The organism is Bacteroides faecis (assembly GCF_020091505.1).
Taxonomy (GTDB): domain Bacteria; phylum Bacteroidota; class Bacteroidia; order Bacteroidales; family Bacteroidaceae; genus Bacteroides; species Bacteroides faecis.
Map to the genome: position 1 here is coordinate 649,354 of NZ_CP081916.1, position 20,211 is coordinate 669,564.

Sequence of the window (20,211 nt, forward strand, 5' to 3'; positions counted from 1 at the left end):
AACAAAGAAATATGAAAAATATATTTATATTAATCAGCCTATTGTATAATGTTTCATTGGCTATTGCTCAAACAAATTATTATACAACAACTAAAACTTTTAACGAGCAGGGATACATCTATCAATGCGATGTAGATACTGAGAGCGGGGATATAAATTTGTATAACAAGAATAATAAATGGACATACATAAAACAAATGAAGAAAGGCACAAATACCCCATTTTATGTAACTCCAGAAAATTATACCCCCTTATACGTTAAAGATAAGAATGAGACTTATAATGACTCTATTTTCAAAGTAATTGTTAATAATGCGTTTATCAACTATAAAGGAAAGATGAAAGGATGGGAACTTACAATAATTACTTATACCGATTCTGAAACAGGAAGAATAAGCGAAGTTCTTTTTAATTTTGCCGATTTCACACCTTATGCCACTATACCCGTCTCTATTTACCGTCAAATAGAGACCAAGTTAATTGGTCTAAAGTATACATTAACCCCCTTGGCTAAAACATTGAATTATGTATACCAATGGTGGGCAATAGAACCTAAATAGCCTATCTTTAGCTTTAATGGTGATAAAAGCAGTTTCTATAATAAGAGGTTATTCTAAGATAGAATAGTCTCTTATTATAGATATTAAAATTTCGACAATCAGCACATATAAATACAATGAAAACAATTATTACAACAGTATTACTAATTACAATGTTACCAATAATGTGTCAACAGCGTCAAATGAGCCTCGATGTTACATTTGACAAAGAAAAGAAATGCCTGACATTTACTTTCAAAAACAACGATAAGAATCTTGAAGCTATTCTCCGGCATTCCCAAACGAATGACGGTAGCGATACAGGAAGTTTTTACGATCTTAATATTTATGATAAGAACAATAAAAAAATAGGCTATAGCAGATGTATGTATCATCCAACAGAGTTATATCTTAATTTCCTCCCGGGAGAAATTAAAAAAAGTAATATCAGTTTATTAGAGCTAAAAAAAGGAGGATATGTAAAAGACTTGGATTCAATATATAAGATACAATTACATTGTGTAGTTTATAGTTGGACTTTTAAAAGAGATGACAATGGAAAACGGAATAAAGAACTCTACGAAAAGGAGTATACATTTTATTGGGAATAGACCTTAAAAGATAGGATGATGAAAAAGAAATGGTTAAATTATTTATATATTTCCGGAATGCTTCTACTAGTTTCTTGCACTCCAAAAGGTGCTTTAGACAAGACTTTGTCATCCGCCAAAGAAAACCGTTCGGAACTGCAAAAGGTTTTAAAACATTACGTAAACGACTCGTTGAAACTTGAAGCTGCCAAGTTTCTAATCTCCAACATGCAGGGATCATACGCCGATGACTCCAGCTTGCAAACTGTATATGCCCCTTTTTACAAGATATACGACAATGTCAGAAAGAAGTACAATTATGAAATAAATAAGAAATGCGGAGAAGAAATTGACAGTTTATGGCAAGTATTCTGTTTTGTATACTCTGACGAATTAACGGTAAAAAGGATGTGTGATGCAGAGCACTTAACAGCTTCGACTATTATTTCTGAAATAGAAATGGCATTCAAAGCATGGAAAGGAAACGTATATACACAAAATTGTTCCTTTCATGATTTTTGTGAATATATCTTGCCATATCGAAGAGAGAACGGGTTGGTAATCGACAATTCAAGAGACAGGTATTATCGACGGCATCATAAAGACTTTTATACAACACATGGAAAGAATGTCATGGAGGAGACCGACTCTTTATTGTTTCTTTATAAAGATATCGTTCATTCTCCCTACTATGTTCCACTCATCCCAATATTAACAGCATCTACATTCGAAAAGATAAAAACCGGTACATGCGAACAGCGATGCTGGTTCAACTCCTTGCTACTTTCATCTGTAGGAATGGCTGCCGCCGTAGATTTCGTTCCCGTATGGGGCAATCGCAACGGAGGGCACAGCTGGAACGTGATCATTGTAAACGGAGAGTCTTATGCTTTTGAAGCATTCTGGGATGATGACCGCTGGAAATATAAACGTATTTATAATAACAAATCCTACGATAACTTATGGGGGAAGTTCAGACTACCCAAAGTCTATCGCAAGACTTTCTCCAATCATACGGAAGGCCCATTATCCGATAAGAAAGTTGCACGTGAGGATATTCCGCCTCTATTTCTGAATGAAAAGAAAACAGACGTATCTTCTGAATATTTTGAAACCCAAGATATACGAGCGATATTGAATACAGATTCCATTAATCCGATTCCCGGCTATGCTTATTTATCAGTTTACAACTATCAAAACTGGATTCCTGTTCAGTGGGGCAAGATAAAAGACCAACAAGTGACATTCGACAAAATGGGCAAAGATATTGTATACCTTCCTACTTATTATGCAAAAGGGAAAAGCATACCGGCAGGACAGCCGTTCTGGTTAAAATCCGACGGTACCCTGCAAAATCTGTCTGCCAACGGAGAAAAGGGACAAGTCGTAATTCGCAATTTTGCGGGTCAAGTACCGTTCAACGAGAACAGGAAGAATCTGACTTCATTAAAAGGAAGCGAACTCTGGGGAATGAAAAACGGGAAAAAAGATAAACTATTATATACCATCACTGATACATTACAGATACAACATCAACTTTTCAGAATAGACGACCCGATGTCTTATCGATTTGTCCGGCTTTATTTACCATCGCCCGGCATTGCTCTGGGAGAACTTTCATTTTATAGTGCAGACAAACTGATCACCGGCATTCAAATCCTGTCTCCTTTACCGCATAATAACGAAGATGAGAAACCGGAAATGCTAATTGACGGATTGAGTGATACCGCCTTCAGTGGAGAAGTCTCCAAAGGATATATTGATTTTGATTTAAATAATGAATACAAATTATCTGCCATAGGAATAAGCCCCTATATAAGATCATGGCTTGGCAGGTCGAACACATATGAATTATCATATTGGGAAAATGAGTGGCGTACAATTGAACGCAAAGAAGGGAATGGCAGCTATCTTATATTCAACAATGTCCCCCGAAAGGCATTATTGAGACTAAGTCACTGCAGTAAAAATACTCAAGAACATCATAGAATCTTCCTTTATGAAGATGGAAAAATCATTTGGTTATAAACTAGTAAAAAAGCAATATTCACTTAATATCAATTCATTATGAGAAATTTATTATACGTATTATTAACAGTTGTAAGCATTTTATTCACTAGTTGCGGACCCTCTTCCAGTACCAACAACCCACAAGAGCCCAATGTGCCTCAACCGCAGCCTCAGCCCCAACCGGAAGTCACTCAGAAAGTAGTTATCGGCTATCTCCCGCTCGATGATTGGGAATTTGAAAGTTTATTCCCTTCGATAGAATGGAAATATCTGACACATATCAATGCCAGCTTTGCAAGGGTAAAAGCAGATGGCACTCTGAACATTGATCCTGTCCGGGAAAGAATTGAAAGTGTACGGGAAACAGCCCACAAACATAATGTCAAGATACTGATATCACTGGCAAAGAACAGTCCGGGAGAATTTACGGCTGCCATCAACGATCCGAAAGCCAGAAAGGAACTGATACAGCAGGTGATTGCATTCACCAAAGAATACAAGCTGGATGGCTTCGACATTGATTATGAGGAGTATGACAACTGGGATAAGAACTTCCCTTCGTTATTGGTTTTTGCCAGAGGTTTATATCTGGCTAAAGAGAAAGGTATGCTGATGACTTGTGCAGTCAACAGCCGCTGGCTTAATTACGGAACCGAATGGGAGCAATACTTCGACTATATCAACCTGATGAGTTATGACCGTGGAGCCTTTACTGACACTCCGGTTCAGCATGCCTCTTACGAGGACTTTGTAAAAGACCTCAAATACTGGAACGAGCAATGCCGGGCATCCAAAAGTAAAATAGTAGGAGGACTTCCTTTTTATGGATATTCCTGGGAGGAAAGTCTGCAAGGCGCAGTAGACGATGTACGTGGAATTCGTTACAGCGGCATACTCAAACATCTTGGAAATGAAGCTGCAGACAAGGATAATATAGGCAAGACTTATTATAACGGTCGCCCTACTATAGCCAACAAATGTAAGTTCATCAAAGAAAACGACTATGCCGGCGTGATGATCTGGCAATTATTCCAAGATGCCCACGATGATAACTATGACTTAAAACTCATAAACGTTGTAGGCAGAGAAATGATGGAATAGATAAGCTTTACCGCTTTTTCTCATGCAAAAGACCCTATCCTGTGGTGCTTTTCACCTATTGTTATCAGATTTTTAATAGGAGATCTTCATCGTTCCACCCGAGTGGTCTGATCTCATCACTAACGTAAACAGATCTCTCTACTTTAGTGGCACAATCGTTTCACCCGAGTGGAACGATGAAGATGTCGGTAAGAAAACAGAAGTATGCAGGCTTAATATGGCAAAGATATAAGGTATCCTAGCTACAAAGTACCTGTAATTTGAAACCGATATATGAGATATTAACCCTCAAATTATCTACTTACAAAAGAAAAGGGAATGAGAGATACTCTAAAAAGGATGAGAGATAAGCCAAATTAAAGCTGTTTTTAGTAAGCGTCTCGGCGATGCCGTCTTTTCTTTAATTCTACTTCTTCATATCTTTGCTTTCATATTAATCAATTCCTACTTATATGACTGCACATGCTTTATACACTCAAACCCTGTCTGAGTATAAATCCCGTCTGATATCTTCTCCCTGTTTAACTCTTCGTAGTTATTGTCATGAGTGTCATGTTAATTATCATGGTATGGAACTCTGGCTTTCTCGGCACGGCATTCGCATTCGTGAACTTCGTTCTTCCCTTTCGGTTTCTTCCTCCGCAAAGCCGGTGCCCTGCTTCAGTCCTTTGGTTCCCTCATCCGCGCCTTCGGTCCGTCCGTCCTCTTCTTCGGATATGCTTTATGGTATCAATATTACTTTTCCGGATGGGGTGATTATTTCCATCAAGCAGGGAAGTTCTTTTGGTATTCACCGTTTTATTGACCTTTATAACCGTAAGATACAGGAGGAGCAGTCATGTTTGCTTTAACCGAAAATATGCGTTATTACCTGTACCAGCATTATGTCGATATGCGTAAAGGTATGACAGGACTTTATCAGCTGGTCAAGTCCGACATGTCACTTTCTCCCGTTTCAGGAGATGTTTTTGTTTTCTTTTCCCACAAACGGGACATGGTTAAAATTTTACGTTGGGATACGGATGGTTTTATTCTTTACCAGAAGCGCCTGGAAGAAGGCACCTTCGAAGTCCCGCGTTTTAATCCTTCTACGGGTGCTTACGAGCTTTCCTGGAAGAGTTTCTTTTTGATTATGCAGGGCGTCTCCCTCCGGTCAGCCAAGTGCAGGAAACGATTTCGGCTGAAGCTATAGAAACGCCAAATGATTGATAAACAATGTGTTACAACGTAGATTTATAATAAAAAGCTTTGTTGCCCGGTTCTTTTTTCGTATCTTTGAGGTATGAAAAAAGACCGGGTCATAGAGCTTCTGGAGGAACAGAACAGACATTTCAAGGAACAGATTAAAGCTGCTGACCAGCGTGAGCAACAAAGTCAGCGTCTGATCTGTGAACTGACTTCACAGGTTAAGCAACTGACCGATGCCGTTCAATCTCTGGAAGAAGCGCTGACGCTGAAGAACGGCAAACTGAAAAAGCAGGAGAACATTAGCCGCAGTTTGAGTAAGCTTATCAGCAATGAGTCTGAAAAGCAAATACCTGATAAGCCGCAACCCGCTTCTGAGACAGCTCCGTCCCGTCCGTCCGCTTCCCCCAAAGAACGGGGGAATAACAACTCCAAACGTAAAGAGCATTTTGAACTGGAAGAAAAGATAATCGAAGTCAATCCCGACCATCCCCTTTTCAGTATGTCTCTTGCCAAGTTTATGGGATACCGTGATTCTATCCGATATGTCTATATTCCGCCAAAGTTCATTAAGTACATTTATCGACAGAATATTTATAGCTTTAATGAAACGGTCTTCAGCGGTTGCGCCCCCGCCGCCCCTTTTCTGAATTCCCAATATGACGGTTCGTTCGTTGCCGGTTTATGCCAGTTGCGATATATCTACTCCATGAGTGTGGAACGTATCGTTAACTTCTTTCGGGAGAACGGGTTCAAACTCGAAAAGCCCACCGCCCATCATCTGCTGGGTAAAACGGCTGTTTTGTTCGAAAACCTCTATGAAGCACTCAGGGAAGTGGTGCTTGAAGATCCCTACCTCTGTTGTGACGAAACATATCACAAAGTACTGGTTCCGGAAAAGAACAGTAAAGGCAAAGGGGTACGAAAAGGGTATATCTGGGCAGCGGCGGCAGCGACCTTAAAGCTGGTGCTCTATTTCTATGAGGGCGGATCACACAGGCAGGAGGTGCTTTTTGATTTCCTCAAAACCTATAAAGGAACAGTACAAAGTGATGCATACGCCCCATACAGGAAACTGGAAACCGACCAATATCACAATATCACGAGGATCGCATGTCTTCAGCACGTCAAACGAAAGTTTCTTGAACAGGATAAGGAACCGGACGCCCGAAAGATAGTTGAAATGATAAACCAACTGTACCAAAAGGAACATGAACATCGGACAGGCTATCAGGGATGGACAATCAAAGACAATCTTGCACATAGAAAACAGTATGCCCCGCCAATACTCAGGAAGATAAAAAAGAAATTATTGAGCCTGCAGGCAAAGCCGGACTTATTACCGAAAAGCCAAATGGCGGAGGCCATTAATTACACACTATCCCAGTGGAAGGCCATAGAGGATATCTTTACCAAAGGGGAGTATTATCTGGACAACAACCTTGTCGAGAGGTATAATCGGTATATATCACTATCCAGAAGAAACTCGCTTTTCTTCGGAAGCCATAAGGGAGCTGAAAGAGGGGTAATACTATATTCATTGGCATGTTCGTGCAGGATGCATGGCATAAATACATTCGAATATATAGCCGATGTGATTAACAAAGCGGCGAAGTTACCACCAAATACAGACAGGAAAATATATAGAGATTTATTGCCCGACAAATGGAAGGAAAACAGAAGTAGAATCTGAAAAGAAAAGGATTATCTGATTTTTTGAAGAAAAACACGGCATCGCCGAGACGCTTACTGTTTTTATGTAGAAAACAATGAGAGATACCTTGCAAAAGAAGTATCTCTCATTACATATCACACTGATTATATGCCATTTATCTCATATAGAATGAGAGTATGAGACTAATATTTATTTTTTTATTTCTAGTATGCACTGCATTCAAGTTACAGATGCGATTTATTTATCCTGTTTTCTATATGCAGAAGGAATCTCGCCTTTAATAGACTTGAAGACTTTACTGAAATAACGCAAAGAAGAGAAGCCGACCACTTCGGAGATCTCAGTAATATTCATGGTGGTAGTAGTAAGCAACACGATTGACTGCTCAATACGCTGCTTGTTCACATAATCTACAATCCCCATACCGGTGATGGCTTTTACTTTGTTGAACAATAATGACCGGCTAATGCACATATTGGTGGCCAGAAATGCGACATCCAGTTCCGGATTACTCATGTTGTCTGCAATCAATGAATTTAATTTCAAAAGAAAAGTTTCATCCGCATTACTAAAGCTCACTTCTTTATGTGTCAGCAGCTTATCATCTTTGTATCTCGCCCGTATCTGTTCGCGCAATCTCAACTGATTATGAATCAATGCCAGCAAACCGTCTATCTCAAAAGGCTTCGGCAAGAAGGCATCTGCTCCGGTCTTATAGCCGGTATACATATTCTGAGAATTGTGATAAGCGGTCAGCAAAATAAAAGGGATATGACTGATATCCAAGTTAGTCTTCACTTCCCGGCAAAGCTCAAACCCATTCATACGGGGCATCATAACATCACTGATTATGATATCCGGCAATCGGTCCTTAATCTGTTCCAATCCTTCTTTACCATCCTTAGCGACATATACACGAACAAAGTAATGGCTCAGTGTTTCTTTCAGATAACTTCGCAGTTCGGGAGTATCTTCTACCACCATCACCGAATATTTCTTTAAGAAGGTATAATCAACCTGATCGGGTTCGTTCACTTCAACGCCTGCAGACGTTTCTGTAGAAACCGGTTCGAGTTGTCCACAGGCATCTGTGAATAATGGCAACTCAAAATAGAACACCGCTCCTTTTCCATCGGCATTCGAAGCACCTACTTTTCCCTTATGATGAGTAATAAGACTCTTTGCATAGGATAATCCGATACCACTTCCTCCTTTCTCATGTACCCCTTGATAGAAACTGGAGAAAAGAGAATCCGTATCCACCATATTCAGTCCCATCCCCTGATCCTTGACAGAGATCCGAACCCTGTCTTTTTCCGGCGACAAAGTGGTAATCAATGTAGTGGTCGTACCCGACTCACTAAACTTCAGCGCATTCATCAAGAAGTTGGACAGAACAAATTCACACTTGTTCTTATCGAAAGGAACGTCTTTTATCTCTTCGTCCAGCTCGTATTGCAGTTTAATGCCTTTCACGTGATATTCACCGACGAATTTATCTCCGACCGAACGTACCCACTCATTCAAAGGATGCGGCAGAATATGCAGCATATCTTTTCCTTCCTCCAACTTTCTCACATCCAGCACCATATCAATGATACTCTTCATCTGATAGGCCTGCTTATAAATCGGAACCAACAGCTTTTCCACATCTTTCTTGTCCGACTCCTGATTTATGATACGCTTCAATGGCGCACAAATCAGCGTAAGAGGAGTACGAAGCTCATGACTGATATTCGTCAGGAAATTAATCTTCTCCTCATACATCTTATTTTTCAGACGCATAATTTCCCGTTTCTGTTTGGCCTTCTTTTTACGGTAGAAGTAGTAGACAATGCTATATGCCACCAGCCCCAGCAATATATATAGCAGCATATAAAACCAGCCTGTCTTCCACCAAGGCGGGGTAACAATGACATGGAGAATCTGCTGTTTCGTGCTCCATCCCCCATTGCGGGCATAATAAGAAGCGGTTATCGTATACTCGCCTATCGGCAAATAGTTAATGACCAGAGAATTCGAGTTGGAACTCGCCAGCTCCTGATGAAGGCCTTCAATATTGAAGCGAAAGAAATTCTTGCGGAATACATCACCTTCATTCAGCAAAACTTTCAGTTGCAGGGAAGAGAAGTTCCAAGGAATCTGGATAGTCCTGGTCGTTGCATGTTGCTGCTCTTCGGATAATGAGACAGGAAGACCATTTAATAATACATCCAGCAATTCAACCGTATAATCCGAATCTGTATCAAAATGAACGGCAGAGTTTACAACCGTCATACCTGTGGTACCACCGACAAAAACATCTCCATTCTTGGCCAGAAGAGTAGCATGAAAAATATATTCATTGGGAAGGACACCGTCTACCTCATCCAGAGTGGCGAAGTTATGAGTATGGGAAGAATAAACAAATAAATGACGGCGCGTTCCGATCCAGATACGATACTGGTTATCAGCAACGACAGAGGCTACATCCTGAAACAGGCTTGTTTGTATCAGTTCACTCTTCCCGGTGCGTGGATCATAACGTAGCAGCCCTTCGGTAGAAGCCAGCCAGAAGACACCATCCTTATCCATAGAAGCATCATTAATAATATGCTGCCCCTGATAAATCGTCTTGAAAGTGCCTTCGGAAGAATCATACTCACATATATTTTTCAGATCGGAAAGATATGTTTTCGTTCCTACCGTAGCTATAATCAGCGGAGACTGCCGTTCATATTCTTTTCCCATAGTAGCCACTATATCGAACTTACGGGTAACGATATCATATATAAAAATATGCTGGGCACTAAAAAGAATCTTATTCTTCGTAATCCGCTGTATATTGACAGAAAATCCATTGATACAAGTCTGATCATTCATTTCCTTATCAATCAAGACAAAGGGGCGTATCTGTCCCGTCTGCTTATGAAAGATGAAAAGCCCTTTATTAAAAGAAAAAAACAGGAGCTCATCAGGAGTATACTCTACGATAGAAACAACTTTCTCATATTTGGTGGCAGGATAATGTTGGAAAGTTCCCGATGCCGGATCAAAACGATTGATACCGCCGCCATCAGTTCCCACCCAGATCATTCCGTCGTCATCCTGGAAAAAACTATTTATCGTCTGATTACTTAATCCATACAAATTGCCAAAAGGGACATTCTGATAAGAACAGGCATATACCCCCTTTATACCCACCAATCCTCTCCGGATACTGCCTGCCCACATATTATTGGCAGGGTCCAGATAGAGACGGTAGATCGTATTGGCTGGAAATGAATGGACATCATCCTGCTTTTGCTGAATATTGGTAAATGAAAAATCATCTAAAGAAATAATATTGATCCCGCCACCGTCGGTTGCCACCCAGAGTTTGTTTTCTCTTTCAGTGATGTCATGAATGACATCATATGTCAAAGGAGAATTGGATGCCGTAAAGTGCTTGATCTGCTTATCGTCTTGATAGCAATACAATCCGCTGCCATAAACGCTTACCCAAAGACGGTGATAAGAGTCCAGATAAATGCAGGTATAGTTTTTTTCTGTAAACGACTCTATTTTCTTCAGCTCATAAGTCCTCATATTGAAAGAGTATATGCCATGCCAGCGCGAATTGAGCAGAATATTCTCATCATCAAAACGTATCATTTGCCAAAAAGGCGTATAGTAAGCCGGATCTTGTGCATAATACAGAGGTTCGAGCTTGTTAGTGGCATAAGCATATTTATAGATCGCTCCCGACCCACTTAACAAGACACCGCCTTCAACCAACAGATAGGAAGCAACGTAGATTGGTTTGCCACCATTCGATAAGGTTCTAAAATTATCATTTTCTCTATCGTAAAGACAAATTCCTCCCATTGTAGCTACCCAGAGATTACACAAAGAGTCCTCAGCAATAAAAGTTATATTATTAGAAGGCAACGTCTTTTCGTCTCCCGGCTGATGCAGGTATTGTTTCAGATGGTCACGGTCATAACAATTCAAACCAGCCTCCGTACCAATCCAAAGATAACCTCTGTGGTCATTCAGAACACTCTGTACTTTCGACTGTGAAAGCCCCTCCCTTATTCCGAGTTGTTTATAATAGTAATAAGGAGACTGGCTCCAAATAGGCTGTGCAATTCCTATAAAGAAAGACAATAGATATATTTTAAATAGAATCTTATTCATACATAGCGCATAATACTGTATCGAGGTGTAAATATAGGAAATTCTATTTAAATAAAACTGTTTTATATTAAAATCTCCTGCTTTATGGAATATTTCCTCAATAATTCTTGCACATACAAAAGAAACACGAATTCAAGTAAAATCTTTTTTTTCCAAAAAAATATTAGATTCTCCTTATATTATAAGGTAGGGAGAATCTTTTTTTCTACTTTTGCCCCGAAATATCATGGTACAAGCCATCATAAAAGAAAGAATTATGCAAAAAAACCTTGTCATTGTCGAGTCTCCGGCAAAAGCAAAAACGATTGAAAAATTTCTCGGGAAAGATTTCAAAGTCCTTTCTAGTTACGGACATATACGCGATCTGAAGAAGAAAGAATTCAGCATCGACGTAGATAAGAATTTTAAACCCGCTTATGAAATTCCGGCAGACAAAAAGGCTTTGGTCAACACGCTGAAAGCAGAAGCGAAAGAGGCAGAAACCGTATGGCTCGCATCCGATGAGGACCGCGAGGGAGAAGCGATCGCCTGGCATCTGTATGAAGTATTAAAACTAAAACCGGAAAACACAAAACGAATCGTCTTTCACGAAATTACTAAAGGCGCTATTTTAAAAGCAATCGAACAACCACGCGATATCGACCTCAACCTCGTAAATGCGCAACAGGCACGACGGATTCTGGATAGAATTGTAGGTTTTGAGTTATCTCCCGTACTCTGGAGAAAAGTAAAGCCTTCTCTGTCGGCTGGTCGTGTACAGTCAGTAGCTGTCCGTCTGATTGTAGAACGTGAACGAGAGATTCATGCCTTCAAATCAGAAGCTGCTTACCGGGTGATAGCTGTATTTCTTGTCCCCGATACAGACGGCAAACTGGTAGAAATGAAAGCTGAACTATCCCGCCGTATCAAAACAAAAGAAGAAGCAAAAGCATTCCTGAACGCATGTCAGGGAGCGACTTTCACGATTGAAGATATAACTACCCGTCCGGTCAAGAAGACACCGCCGGCTCCGTTTACTACTTCCACCCTGCAACAGGAAGCAGCCCGCAAACTGGGATATACTGTAGCACAAACAATGATGATCGCACAGCGTTTGTACGAATCCGGATTCATCACTTATATGCGTACAGACTCCGTCAACCTGTCGGAATATGCAACAGCAAGTAGTAAGGATGCCATCATCCATATGATGGGTGAGCGTTATGTACATCCCCGTCACTTTGAAACAAAGACTAAGGGAGCACAGGAAGCGCACGAGGCAATTCGCCCGACTTACATGGAAAATCAATCCATCGATGGTACGGCACAGGAAAAGAAATTGTATGACCTGATCTGGAAACGCACCATTGCCTCGCAAATGGCAGATGCGGAACTGGAAAAGACTACTGCTACCATATCTATAAGTAAAAGCGGCGAAGTATTCACTGCTGTCGGTGAAGTTATCAAGTTTGATGGTTTCCTGCGTGTATATCGTGAATCTTATGACGACGAGAGTGAACAAGAGGATGAAAGCCGGCTGTTACCTCCTTTAAAGAAAGGGCAGAAACTGGAATATGGTCCGATTGTTGCCACCGAACGTTTCACCCAACGTCCACCGCGTTATACGGAAGCAAGCCTTGTGCGCAAACTGGAAGAATTGGGTATCGGTCGTCCTTCAACCTATGCGCCTACCATTTCTACTATTCAGCAACGTGAATATGTAGAGAAGGGCAACAAGGATGGCGAAGAACGTACATTCAATGTGCTGACGCTGAAAGACAGCCAGATCAAAGATGAAGATCATAGCGAAATTACAGGTGCGGAGAAGTCCAAACTCTTTCCTACAGATACCGGAACAGTAGTAAACGATTTCCTCACCGAATACTTCCCGGACATTCTGGATTATAACTTTACCGCCAGTGTAGAAAAGGAATTTGACGAGATTGCAGAAGGAGAAGTACAATGGACTTCTATCATGAAGACTTTCTATGATCAGTTCCACCCGTCAGTAGAAAAGACATTATCTATAAAGACAGAACATAAAGTTGGCGAACGTATTTTAGGAGAAGAACCCGGCACAGGAAAGACTGTTTCTGTAAAAATCGGTCGTTTCGGCCCTGTAGTACAAATCGGTACGGTAGATGATGAAGAAAAGCCACGTTTCGCACAAATGAAGAAAGGCCAGTCCATGGAAACAATTACATTGGAGGAAGCATTGGAACTGTTCAAGTTACCACGTACTATTGGTGAATATGAAGGAAAGACTGTCAGTGTAGGTATAGGTCGTTTTGGCCCTTATATCCAGCATAACAAAGTATATGTATCACTGCCGAAAACACTTGATCCGATGAAAGTTACTTTGGAAGAAGCAGAGCAACTGATTCTGGAAAAACGGGCAAAAGAAGCAGAACGGCACATCAAGAAGTTTGATGAAGAACCGGATATGGAGATTCTGAATGGCCGGTACGGACCTTACATTGCTTACAAAGGCAATAATTACAAGATTCCCAAAGATATTGTTCCGCAGGATTTGAGTCTGAAAAGCTGCCTGGAATTAGTCAGAATACAAGACGAAAAAGGTCCGAGCACTTCTTCCAAAGGCAAACGAACTGCCAAGAAGAAATAATATTTGCACCAAACCCTGATATCAAAAGTCCGGTAACCTATATCAACTGGTTACCGGACTTTCGTTGTATTTACAATGCAATATATTTCTTTCTAAACAATTTATTCTCAAACGCTTTGTTTTGATATATTAAATACATATATTTGCAGATCACAATCAAATTATCAGAACACAGTTATGCAAACAAACAAATTCAATTTTCTCCTTGTGGGGGTACTATGCGCACTCTCGTTAGTCGGTTGTATGGAAAAGGATTTATACGAAGCTCCAAAAGAAAAAACTGCAGATAACTATTTTGGCTTTACAACATCTTCCAGTTGCACAGTTGATTTAAATTATGGTTTAAATTATCAGGTTGTTTTTGAATTATATTCCGAAAATCCGTTGTCTGAAGATATGGATGGAAACATAATCAAAACTAAAGAAGAGCCTGTCTATCGTGGGGCTACCGATAAGAAAGGGATTTTCAATGATTTCATATCCATTCCGTCTTATCTTACAGAACTTTACCTCTATTCAGATTATCTGGGAACAGTCAGTCCGATTCAGCTGCAGATTGTGAACGGTAAAGTATCTTTTGACCAGAAAGCTTTTATACAAAGTAAAAGAAATGCCAAAAGTACAAGCAGAGGAGTAACAGAAAACGGCTATAAATACCCGGAAGGCTTTAAAGTTCTAGGCGACTGGAGTGTAATAGGATGTCCTACTTATCTTTCTTCCACTCCCACAGAGATAGATGGCCAACTCTTATATAATATCCGCGAAGTTTTCATTAAGCCGGGTGGAAGCGCAGCGATGGAAGATCATTATCCTGAATATATAGCTGATAATGTAAATATAGAAATCAATATCAAGAAACCTACAGAAATCGGGCTGGTTATGCTTAACAGTACAGGCACCAAGCAAAATACTGTGGGCTATTTTACCTATCCTACCAATCAAAAGCCGACTGAGGCAGACCAAATTACACCGATTATTGCCTATCCACGCATATCGACCGCCGTGTGCAATTCCAGCAGTACAGCAGGGAGCATGTATACCGGTGACAGAGTTGAGCTGAAATATTGGGATGGTACAAAGTTCGTGGACGAATTCCCTGCGGGAGTAAGTATAGCATGGTTTCTTATAGAATCTTCCTTTAATCAAAAGACCTCGGAGGTCCTCAACAACAAACGCACTTTCTATTCTATCCGCAACTTGAACAAAAGCAAAGAACACCGCACCATTGCTCTAAAGAACAAATCCGGGGAAGTTGTAGCGTTCGGAATGGAAGATGCAACTAACTTCGAACCAACAGATAATACCAGAAAAGGGAACTTTGGAGATGCTGTATTTTATCTTGATTTCTCAGATGGATCATCCATCGAAACTGGCGGGGTAGAAGAACTCCCCGATGCACCTATCGAGAACATACATACTTCCTATAAAGGTGTATTATCATTTGAAGATTTCTGGCCATCCAAAGGGGATTATGACATGAATGATATGATTGTCGAATACAAACGTGATATTCACAAAAGTATTCTAACCAATAAAGTTGAAAAGATTATAGACACATTTATACCTAAACATGATGGTGCAAACTGGCAGAATGGGTTTGGTTATCAGCTCACAGGTATATCAAATAGTGATATAAAAAAAATAACCATAGAATCCGGCGGAATAGTTTCACAGTTTATGGAAGGAAAGGATAGGGAACCAGGGCAGGACTATCCCACTATTATTCTTTTCGATAATCAAAAGACAGCTATCAACAAAACGTTTACCGTAACAATAGACGTCACTCAGGAAAAATTTACAGAAACCGCATTTATTCCTTTCTTTAACAACGATTATTGGGAAAAGACGTACAGCAAATTTAATATGAACCCTTTTATCATCATCTCTTCCGGCACAGGACGTGACAAAGAGGCACATATTGTAAAATTCCCTCCAACCAGTAAAATGAACTTCTCTTATTTCGGCACAGACAGTGATGTATCCAAACCAGATGAAGGACTGTACTACGTAAATAGCGAGAATATGCCGACCGGGCTACAAATTAGCGGTGTCAGGGTAGGAACTAAGCGAAGCGCCGACTTTCTTGTACCAATAGAAAAGACAAGTATATTGGAAGCGTATCCTAAATTTGGAGCTTGGGCATCCAGCTTCGGTGCTTCGAATGGATATTGGTGGAAAGACCCTGATAATTCGAAAGTAATTACTCAATAATAAACTTTCAATAATCTTATCCAAGCAAAACAATGTAAAAGCATGTGACCCAAAAGACATAAATCAGGTCGAACAACAACTCAGAATAAGATACGGTAGCTGTTTCCGTTTCTCTCTTTCTGAACAAGGGATGAGGTGAATAAAACATACGGGATTCCTTTAATATACCTATTAAAGAAACCCCGTAAAAGAGTATTTTGTTCAGAGCAGGTATTACATTCTGGAAGGAACCTCAATACCCAGCAAGCTCATTCCCAAACGAACTACTTTGGCCACATTGGCAGACAAAGCAATACGGAATATTTTTACCGCCTCATTCTCTTCACGCAGAATACTATAGTCGTGGTAGAACTGGTTATATTCTTTCACCAGATCATACGTATAATTTGCGATAATAGACGGACTGTAGTCTTCTCCGGCCTGTTTTACAACTGCTGCAAAATCAGCCACCATCTGGATCAGTCCTTCCTCTTTCTCGCTCAGTTCGATACCGACAGGAATCTGTTCCGGTATCACAATACCGGACTCAGCAGCTTTACGAAGCACAGACTGAATACGGGCATACGTATATTGAATGAACGGTCCTGTATTACCATTGAAGTCAATAGACTCTTTCGGATTGAAAGTCATATTCTTGCGGGCGTCTACTTTAAGAATAAAGTATTTCAAAGCACCCAGACCAACAATACGGGCAATATCATCTGCCTCTTCCTGTGTCAGACCATCCAGTTTTCCCAATTCCTGCGAAGTTTCTTTGGCTGTTGACACCATCTCTTCCATCAGGTCGTCAGCATCAACCACTGTACCTTCACGAGATTTCATCTTACCTTCCGGCAGTTCCACCATACCATAAGAGAAATGTACAAGACCTTTTCCCCATTCAAAACCCAGTTTATCTAACAGGATAGAAAGTACTTGGAAATGATAATTCTGTTCGTTACCCACAACATAAATCATCTTATCAATCGGATAATCAGCAAAACGAAGTTTCGCTGTACCGATGTCCTGAGTCATATAAACAGATGTGCCGTCGCCGCGAAGAAGCAGTTTATGATCGAGCCCTTCAGCAGTCAGGTCAGCCCAAACAGACCCGTCCTCTTTTTTAAAGAAAAAGCCTTTTTCCAGTCCCTCCATCACTTTCTCTTTTCCTTCAAGATAAGTGTTGGATTCATAATATATCTTATCGAAGCTGACACCCATCTTTTGGTAAGTCTCATCAAATCCGGCATACACCCAGCTGTTCATCATTTCCCATAAAGAACGTACTTCCGGATCGCCGGCTTCCCATTTCACCAACATTTCACGGGCTTCCTGCATCAACGGAGAAGCAGCTTCTGCTTCTTCTTTTGTCATGCCTTTTTCCATCAGTTCGGCAAGTTCCGCTTTATAATGCTTGTCAAAAGACACATAATAGTCGCCAACCAGATGGTCACCTTTCTTGCCTGTACTTTCAGGAGTTTCTCCATTTCCATATTTCTTCCATGCCAGCATGGATTTACAGATATGAATGCCACGGTCATTTACTATATTCGTCTTTACCACTCTGTTTCCGTTTGCAGCAACGATGTTAGCCAGCGCATTTCCTAAAAGATTGTTACGCACATGCCCTAAATGAAGCGGCTTGTTGGTATTCGGTGAAGAGTACTCAATCATAACTAACGGAGAAGCCTCGGTAGCTTTTACCAAACCGTACTGTTCATCTGATTGAATCTCATTCAGCAACTCAATCCAGGTAGCCGACGCAATAGTCAGATTCAAAAAGCCTTTTATTACATTGAAAGCAGCTACAGCAGATTCATTTGCCTTCAGATATTCACCAATTTCCTGAGCTGTCTGTTCCGGTCCTTTTCTTGACATTTTCAGAAAAGGGAACACTACCAGCGTCAAATGTCCTTCAAATTCCTTCTTGGTTTTTTGCAACTGCACCATCTTCTCAGGGACTTCCTGACCGTAAAGTGCTTTTAGTCCGTTGATGACGGACGCTACAAGTTTATCTTCTATCTTCATAATCAAGTTGTTTCTTGCGCGCAAAGATACAAAAAAAGGAGACGTATCGCGCCTCCCTCTTCTAATTTCTTTCAACTATATGTTTATTCAACAGCTGCAGACAATTCAGCACCAGCTTTAAACTTAGCTACTTTCTTTGCAGGAATAGTAATAGCCGCCTTTGTAGAAGGATTAATACCAGTTCTTGCCGCTCTTTCACTTACAGAGAACGTTCCAAAACCAACCAAAGCTACCTTATCACCAGCTTTCATAGCGTTAGTAACTGAAGAAATGAAAGCATCAAGAGCTTTCTTCGCATCGGCTTTACTCATTTGAGCTTCAGCAGCCATTGCACTAATAAGTTCAGACTTATTCATGATACGTAAAATGATTAATTAATATATATGTTACACAAAAGATTTCCCATTACGACTTTACAAATATAGATGAACAAAACAATATATCAAATAAAAACATAAAAAAAACGCAGCAAATTATTGAAAAAGAGCTAATAGGGAAGCTTTTCCATGCTTTAAAACAGAATTTATTCGTACTTTTGCGTTCATTACTTAAATATTCAGAATATAAAATTATGCCAACTGTAACTAAAAACCTGATAATTATCAATGTACTAGTCTTTTTCGGGACACTTGTCGCTCAACGATACGGTATCGATCTGACTAATTATCTGGGATTACATTTTTTCCTCGCCAGTGACTTCAATCCGGCACAGCTTATCACTTATATGTTCATGCATGGCGGGTTCAGCCACATTTTTTTCAATATGTTTGCTGTTTTCATGTTTGGAACTGTTCTTGAACGGACCTGGGGACCGAAACGTTTCCTTTTTTATTATATCGTCTGTGGTATCGGCGCAGGACTTATCCAAGAAGGAGTGCAATACATTAAATATGTAGTGGACTACAGCCACTATTCACAGGTGGATATAGGAACAGGCATCATTCCCATGGGAGATTTTCTAAATATGCTGACTACCGTGGGCGCTTCGGGAGCTGTATATGCCATTTTGCTCGCATTCGGTATGTTGTTCCCCAACAACCAGCTATTCATCTTTCCGCTGCCTTTCCCTATCAAAGCCAAATACTTCGTTATCGGTTATGCTTTGATCGAACTGTATGCCGGCTTTGCTAATAATCCCGGAGATAATGTAGCCCACTTTGCCCACTTGGGAGGTATGATATTCGGATTTATCCTGATTATGTATTGGAGAAAAAAAAGTAGAAATAATGGGACATATTATAGCTGATTTAAAAGAAACATTCAGAAGAGGAAACACTTTCATCCGACTGATTTATATTAACGTAGGAATCTTCGTTATCGGTACGTTAATTAGTGTAGTATTGCAGTTGTTCAACCTTAGTGCAGCGGGGATATTCGATTTATTCGCCCTTCCGGCTTCCCTTCACCGGTTTATCATCCAGCCATGGTCATTACTTACCTACATGTTTATGCATGCAGGTTTCCTGCATATCTTGTTCAACATGCTCTGGCTATACTGGTTCGGAAGTTTGTTTCTCTATTTCTTCTCGGGAAAACACTTGCGGGGGGTATATGTATTAGGAGGTATCTGTGGAGGGTTGTTCTACATGGCAGCTTATAACATATTCCCTTATTTTAGCGAGGTATTACCGCACGCTACATTGGTTGGTGCTTCTGCCTCCGTGCTGGCCATCGTAGCAGCTACCGCTTACAGAGAACCGAACTATCGGGTACAGCTTTTCCTTTTTGGCGCCGTTCGTTTAAAGTATCTGGCACTGATCGTTATCGGAACAGACTTACTCTTTATTACTTCCAATAATGCAGGAGGACATATCGCACACTTAGGCGGTGCACTTGCCGGACTCTGGTTTGCAGCCAGCCTGAGCAAAGGAAAAGATCTGACTTCCGGCATTAACTGGTTCATCGACGGCTTCGCTTCCCTGTTTCAGAAAAAGGCATGGAAACGCAAACCCAAAATGAAAGTACACTATGGAAGCGATACAAGTCGCGAGAAAGATTATGATTATAATGCCCGTAAGAAAGCACAATCGGATGAGGTAGACCGTATTTTGGAGAAGCTGAAAAAATCCGGTTATGAAAGCCTGACGACGGAAGAGAAGAAGAGCTTGTTCGACGCAAGCAAAAGATAAA

Annotated in this window: 14 protein-coding genes; 11 read left to right on the forward strand and 3 right to left on the reverse strand. The window is 40.5% G+C overall.

What is annotated here, in order from left to right:
- Nucleotides 1-11: 11 nt before the first annotated feature.
- From K6V30_RS03180 to tnpC, 7 genes are all read left to right on the forward strand, one after another.
- Nucleotides 12-560 (forward strand): DUF5043 domain-containing protein, encoded by a 549-nt coding sequence (locus K6V30_RS03180; RefSeq protein WP_010535659.1) that lies wholly within the window; start codon nucleotides 12-14, stop codon nucleotides 558-560.
- Nucleotides 561-676: 116 nt separating this feature from the next.
- Nucleotides 677-1,150 carry a hypothetical protein gene (locus K6V30_RS03185; protein ID WP_010535660.1) on the forward strand — a complete coding sequence of 158 codons (474 nt, stop codon included), beginning with the start codon at nucleotides 677-679 and terminating at the stop codon, nucleotides 1,148-1,150.
- 57 nt (nucleotides 1,151-1,207) lie between these two features.
- Nucleotides 1,208-3,157 (forward strand): discoidin domain-containing protein, encoded by a 1,950-nt coding sequence (locus K6V30_RS03190; RefSeq protein ID WP_141758159.1) that lies wholly within the window; start codon nucleotides 1,208-1,210, stop codon nucleotides 3,155-3,157.
- A gap of 39 nt (nucleotides 3,158-3,196) precedes the next feature.
- Nucleotides 3,197-4,240, forward strand: a complete 1,044-nt coding sequence (locus K6V30_RS03195; RefSeq protein WP_029425078.1) for a glycosyl hydrolase family 18 protein — start codon at nucleotides 3,197-3,199, stop codon at nucleotides 4,238-4,240.
- A gap of 569 nt (nucleotides 4,241-4,809) precedes the next feature.
- Nucleotides 4,810-5,091: a hypothetical protein gene (locus K6V30_RS03200; protein ID WP_010535663.1), complete on the forward strand. Its 282-nt coding sequence runs from the start codon at nucleotides 4,810-4,812 to the stop codon at nucleotides 5,089-5,091.
- Nucleotides 5,079-5,432, forward strand: coding sequence for an IS66 family insertion sequence element accessory protein TnpB (gene tnpB / locus K6V30_RS03205; protein WP_010535664.1), 354 nt, complete (start codon nucleotides 5,079-5,081; stop codon nucleotides 5,430-5,432). Before K6V30_RS03200 ends, tnpB begins: the two co-directional genes overlap by 13 nt.
- A gap of 90 nt (nucleotides 5,433-5,522) precedes the next feature.
- On the forward strand, nucleotides 5,523-7,118 hold the full coding sequence (gene tnpC / locus K6V30_RS03210) for an IS66 family transposase (protein WP_224207249.1): 1,596 nt from the start codon (nucleotides 5,523-5,525) through the stop codon (nucleotides 7,116-7,118).
- A 219-nt stretch (nucleotides 7,119-7,337) separates the two neighbouring features.
- On the opposite strand, the gene K6V30_RS03215 is transcribed toward tnpC, so the two are convergent.
- Complete coding sequence (locus K6V30_RS03215) at nucleotides 7,338-11,258, reverse strand: hybrid sensor histidine kinase/response regulator transcription factor (RefSeq protein WP_055270872.1); 3,921 nt, start codon at nucleotides 11,256-11,258, stop codon at nucleotides 7,338-7,340.
- 256 nt (nucleotides 11,259-11,514) lie between these two features.
- Between K6V30_RS03215 and topA the strand changes: the two genes are divergently transcribed.
- Nucleotides 11,515-13,863, forward strand: a complete 2,349-nt coding sequence (topA, locus tag K6V30_RS03220) for a type I DNA topoisomerase (RefSeq protein ID WP_010535667.1) — start codon at nucleotides 11,515-11,517, stop codon at nucleotides 13,861-13,863.
- A gap of 177 nt (nucleotides 13,864-14,040) precedes the next feature.
- On the forward strand, nucleotides 14,041-16,074 hold the full coding sequence (locus K6V30_RS03225; RefSeq protein ID WP_224207250.1) for an LruC domain-containing protein: 2,034 nt from the start codon (nucleotides 14,041-14,043) through the stop codon (nucleotides 16,072-16,074).
- Nucleotides 16,075-16,287: 213 nt separating this feature from the next.
- On the opposite strand, the gene argS is transcribed toward K6V30_RS03225, so the two are convergent.
- Nucleotides 16,288-18,081 carry an arginine--tRNA ligase gene (gene argS / locus K6V30_RS03230; RefSeq protein ID WP_010535669.1) on the reverse strand — a complete coding sequence of 598 codons (1,794 nt, stop codon included), beginning with the start codon at nucleotides 18,079-18,081 and terminating at the stop codon, nucleotides 16,288-16,290.
- Between the two features lie 83 nt (nucleotides 18,082-18,164).
- Nucleotides 18,165-18,437 carry an HU family DNA-binding protein gene (locus K6V30_RS03235; RefSeq protein WP_008761933.1) on the reverse strand — a complete coding sequence of 91 codons (273 nt, stop codon included), beginning with the start codon at nucleotides 18,435-18,437 and terminating at the stop codon, nucleotides 18,165-18,167.
- Between the two features lie 215 nt (nucleotides 18,438-18,652).
- On the opposite strand from K6V30_RS03235, the gene K6V30_RS03240 reads away from it, so the two are divergent.
- Together K6V30_RS03240 and K6V30_RS03245 are read left to right on the forward strand one after the other, a co-directional pair.
- Nucleotides 18,653-19,327: a rhomboid family intramembrane serine protease gene (locus K6V30_RS03240; RefSeq protein ID WP_010535671.1), complete on the forward strand. Its 675-nt coding sequence runs from the start codon at nucleotides 18,653-18,655 to the stop codon at nucleotides 19,325-19,327.
- A complete protein-coding gene (locus K6V30_RS03245) occupies nucleotides 19,308-20,210 on the forward strand; it encodes a rhomboid family protein (RefSeq protein WP_010535672.1) in 903 nt (300 codons plus the stop codon). The genes K6V30_RS03240 and K6V30_RS03245 overlap by 20 nt, the downstream gene beginning before the upstream one ends.
- The last annotated feature ends 1 nt before the right edge of the window (nucleotide 20,211 follow it).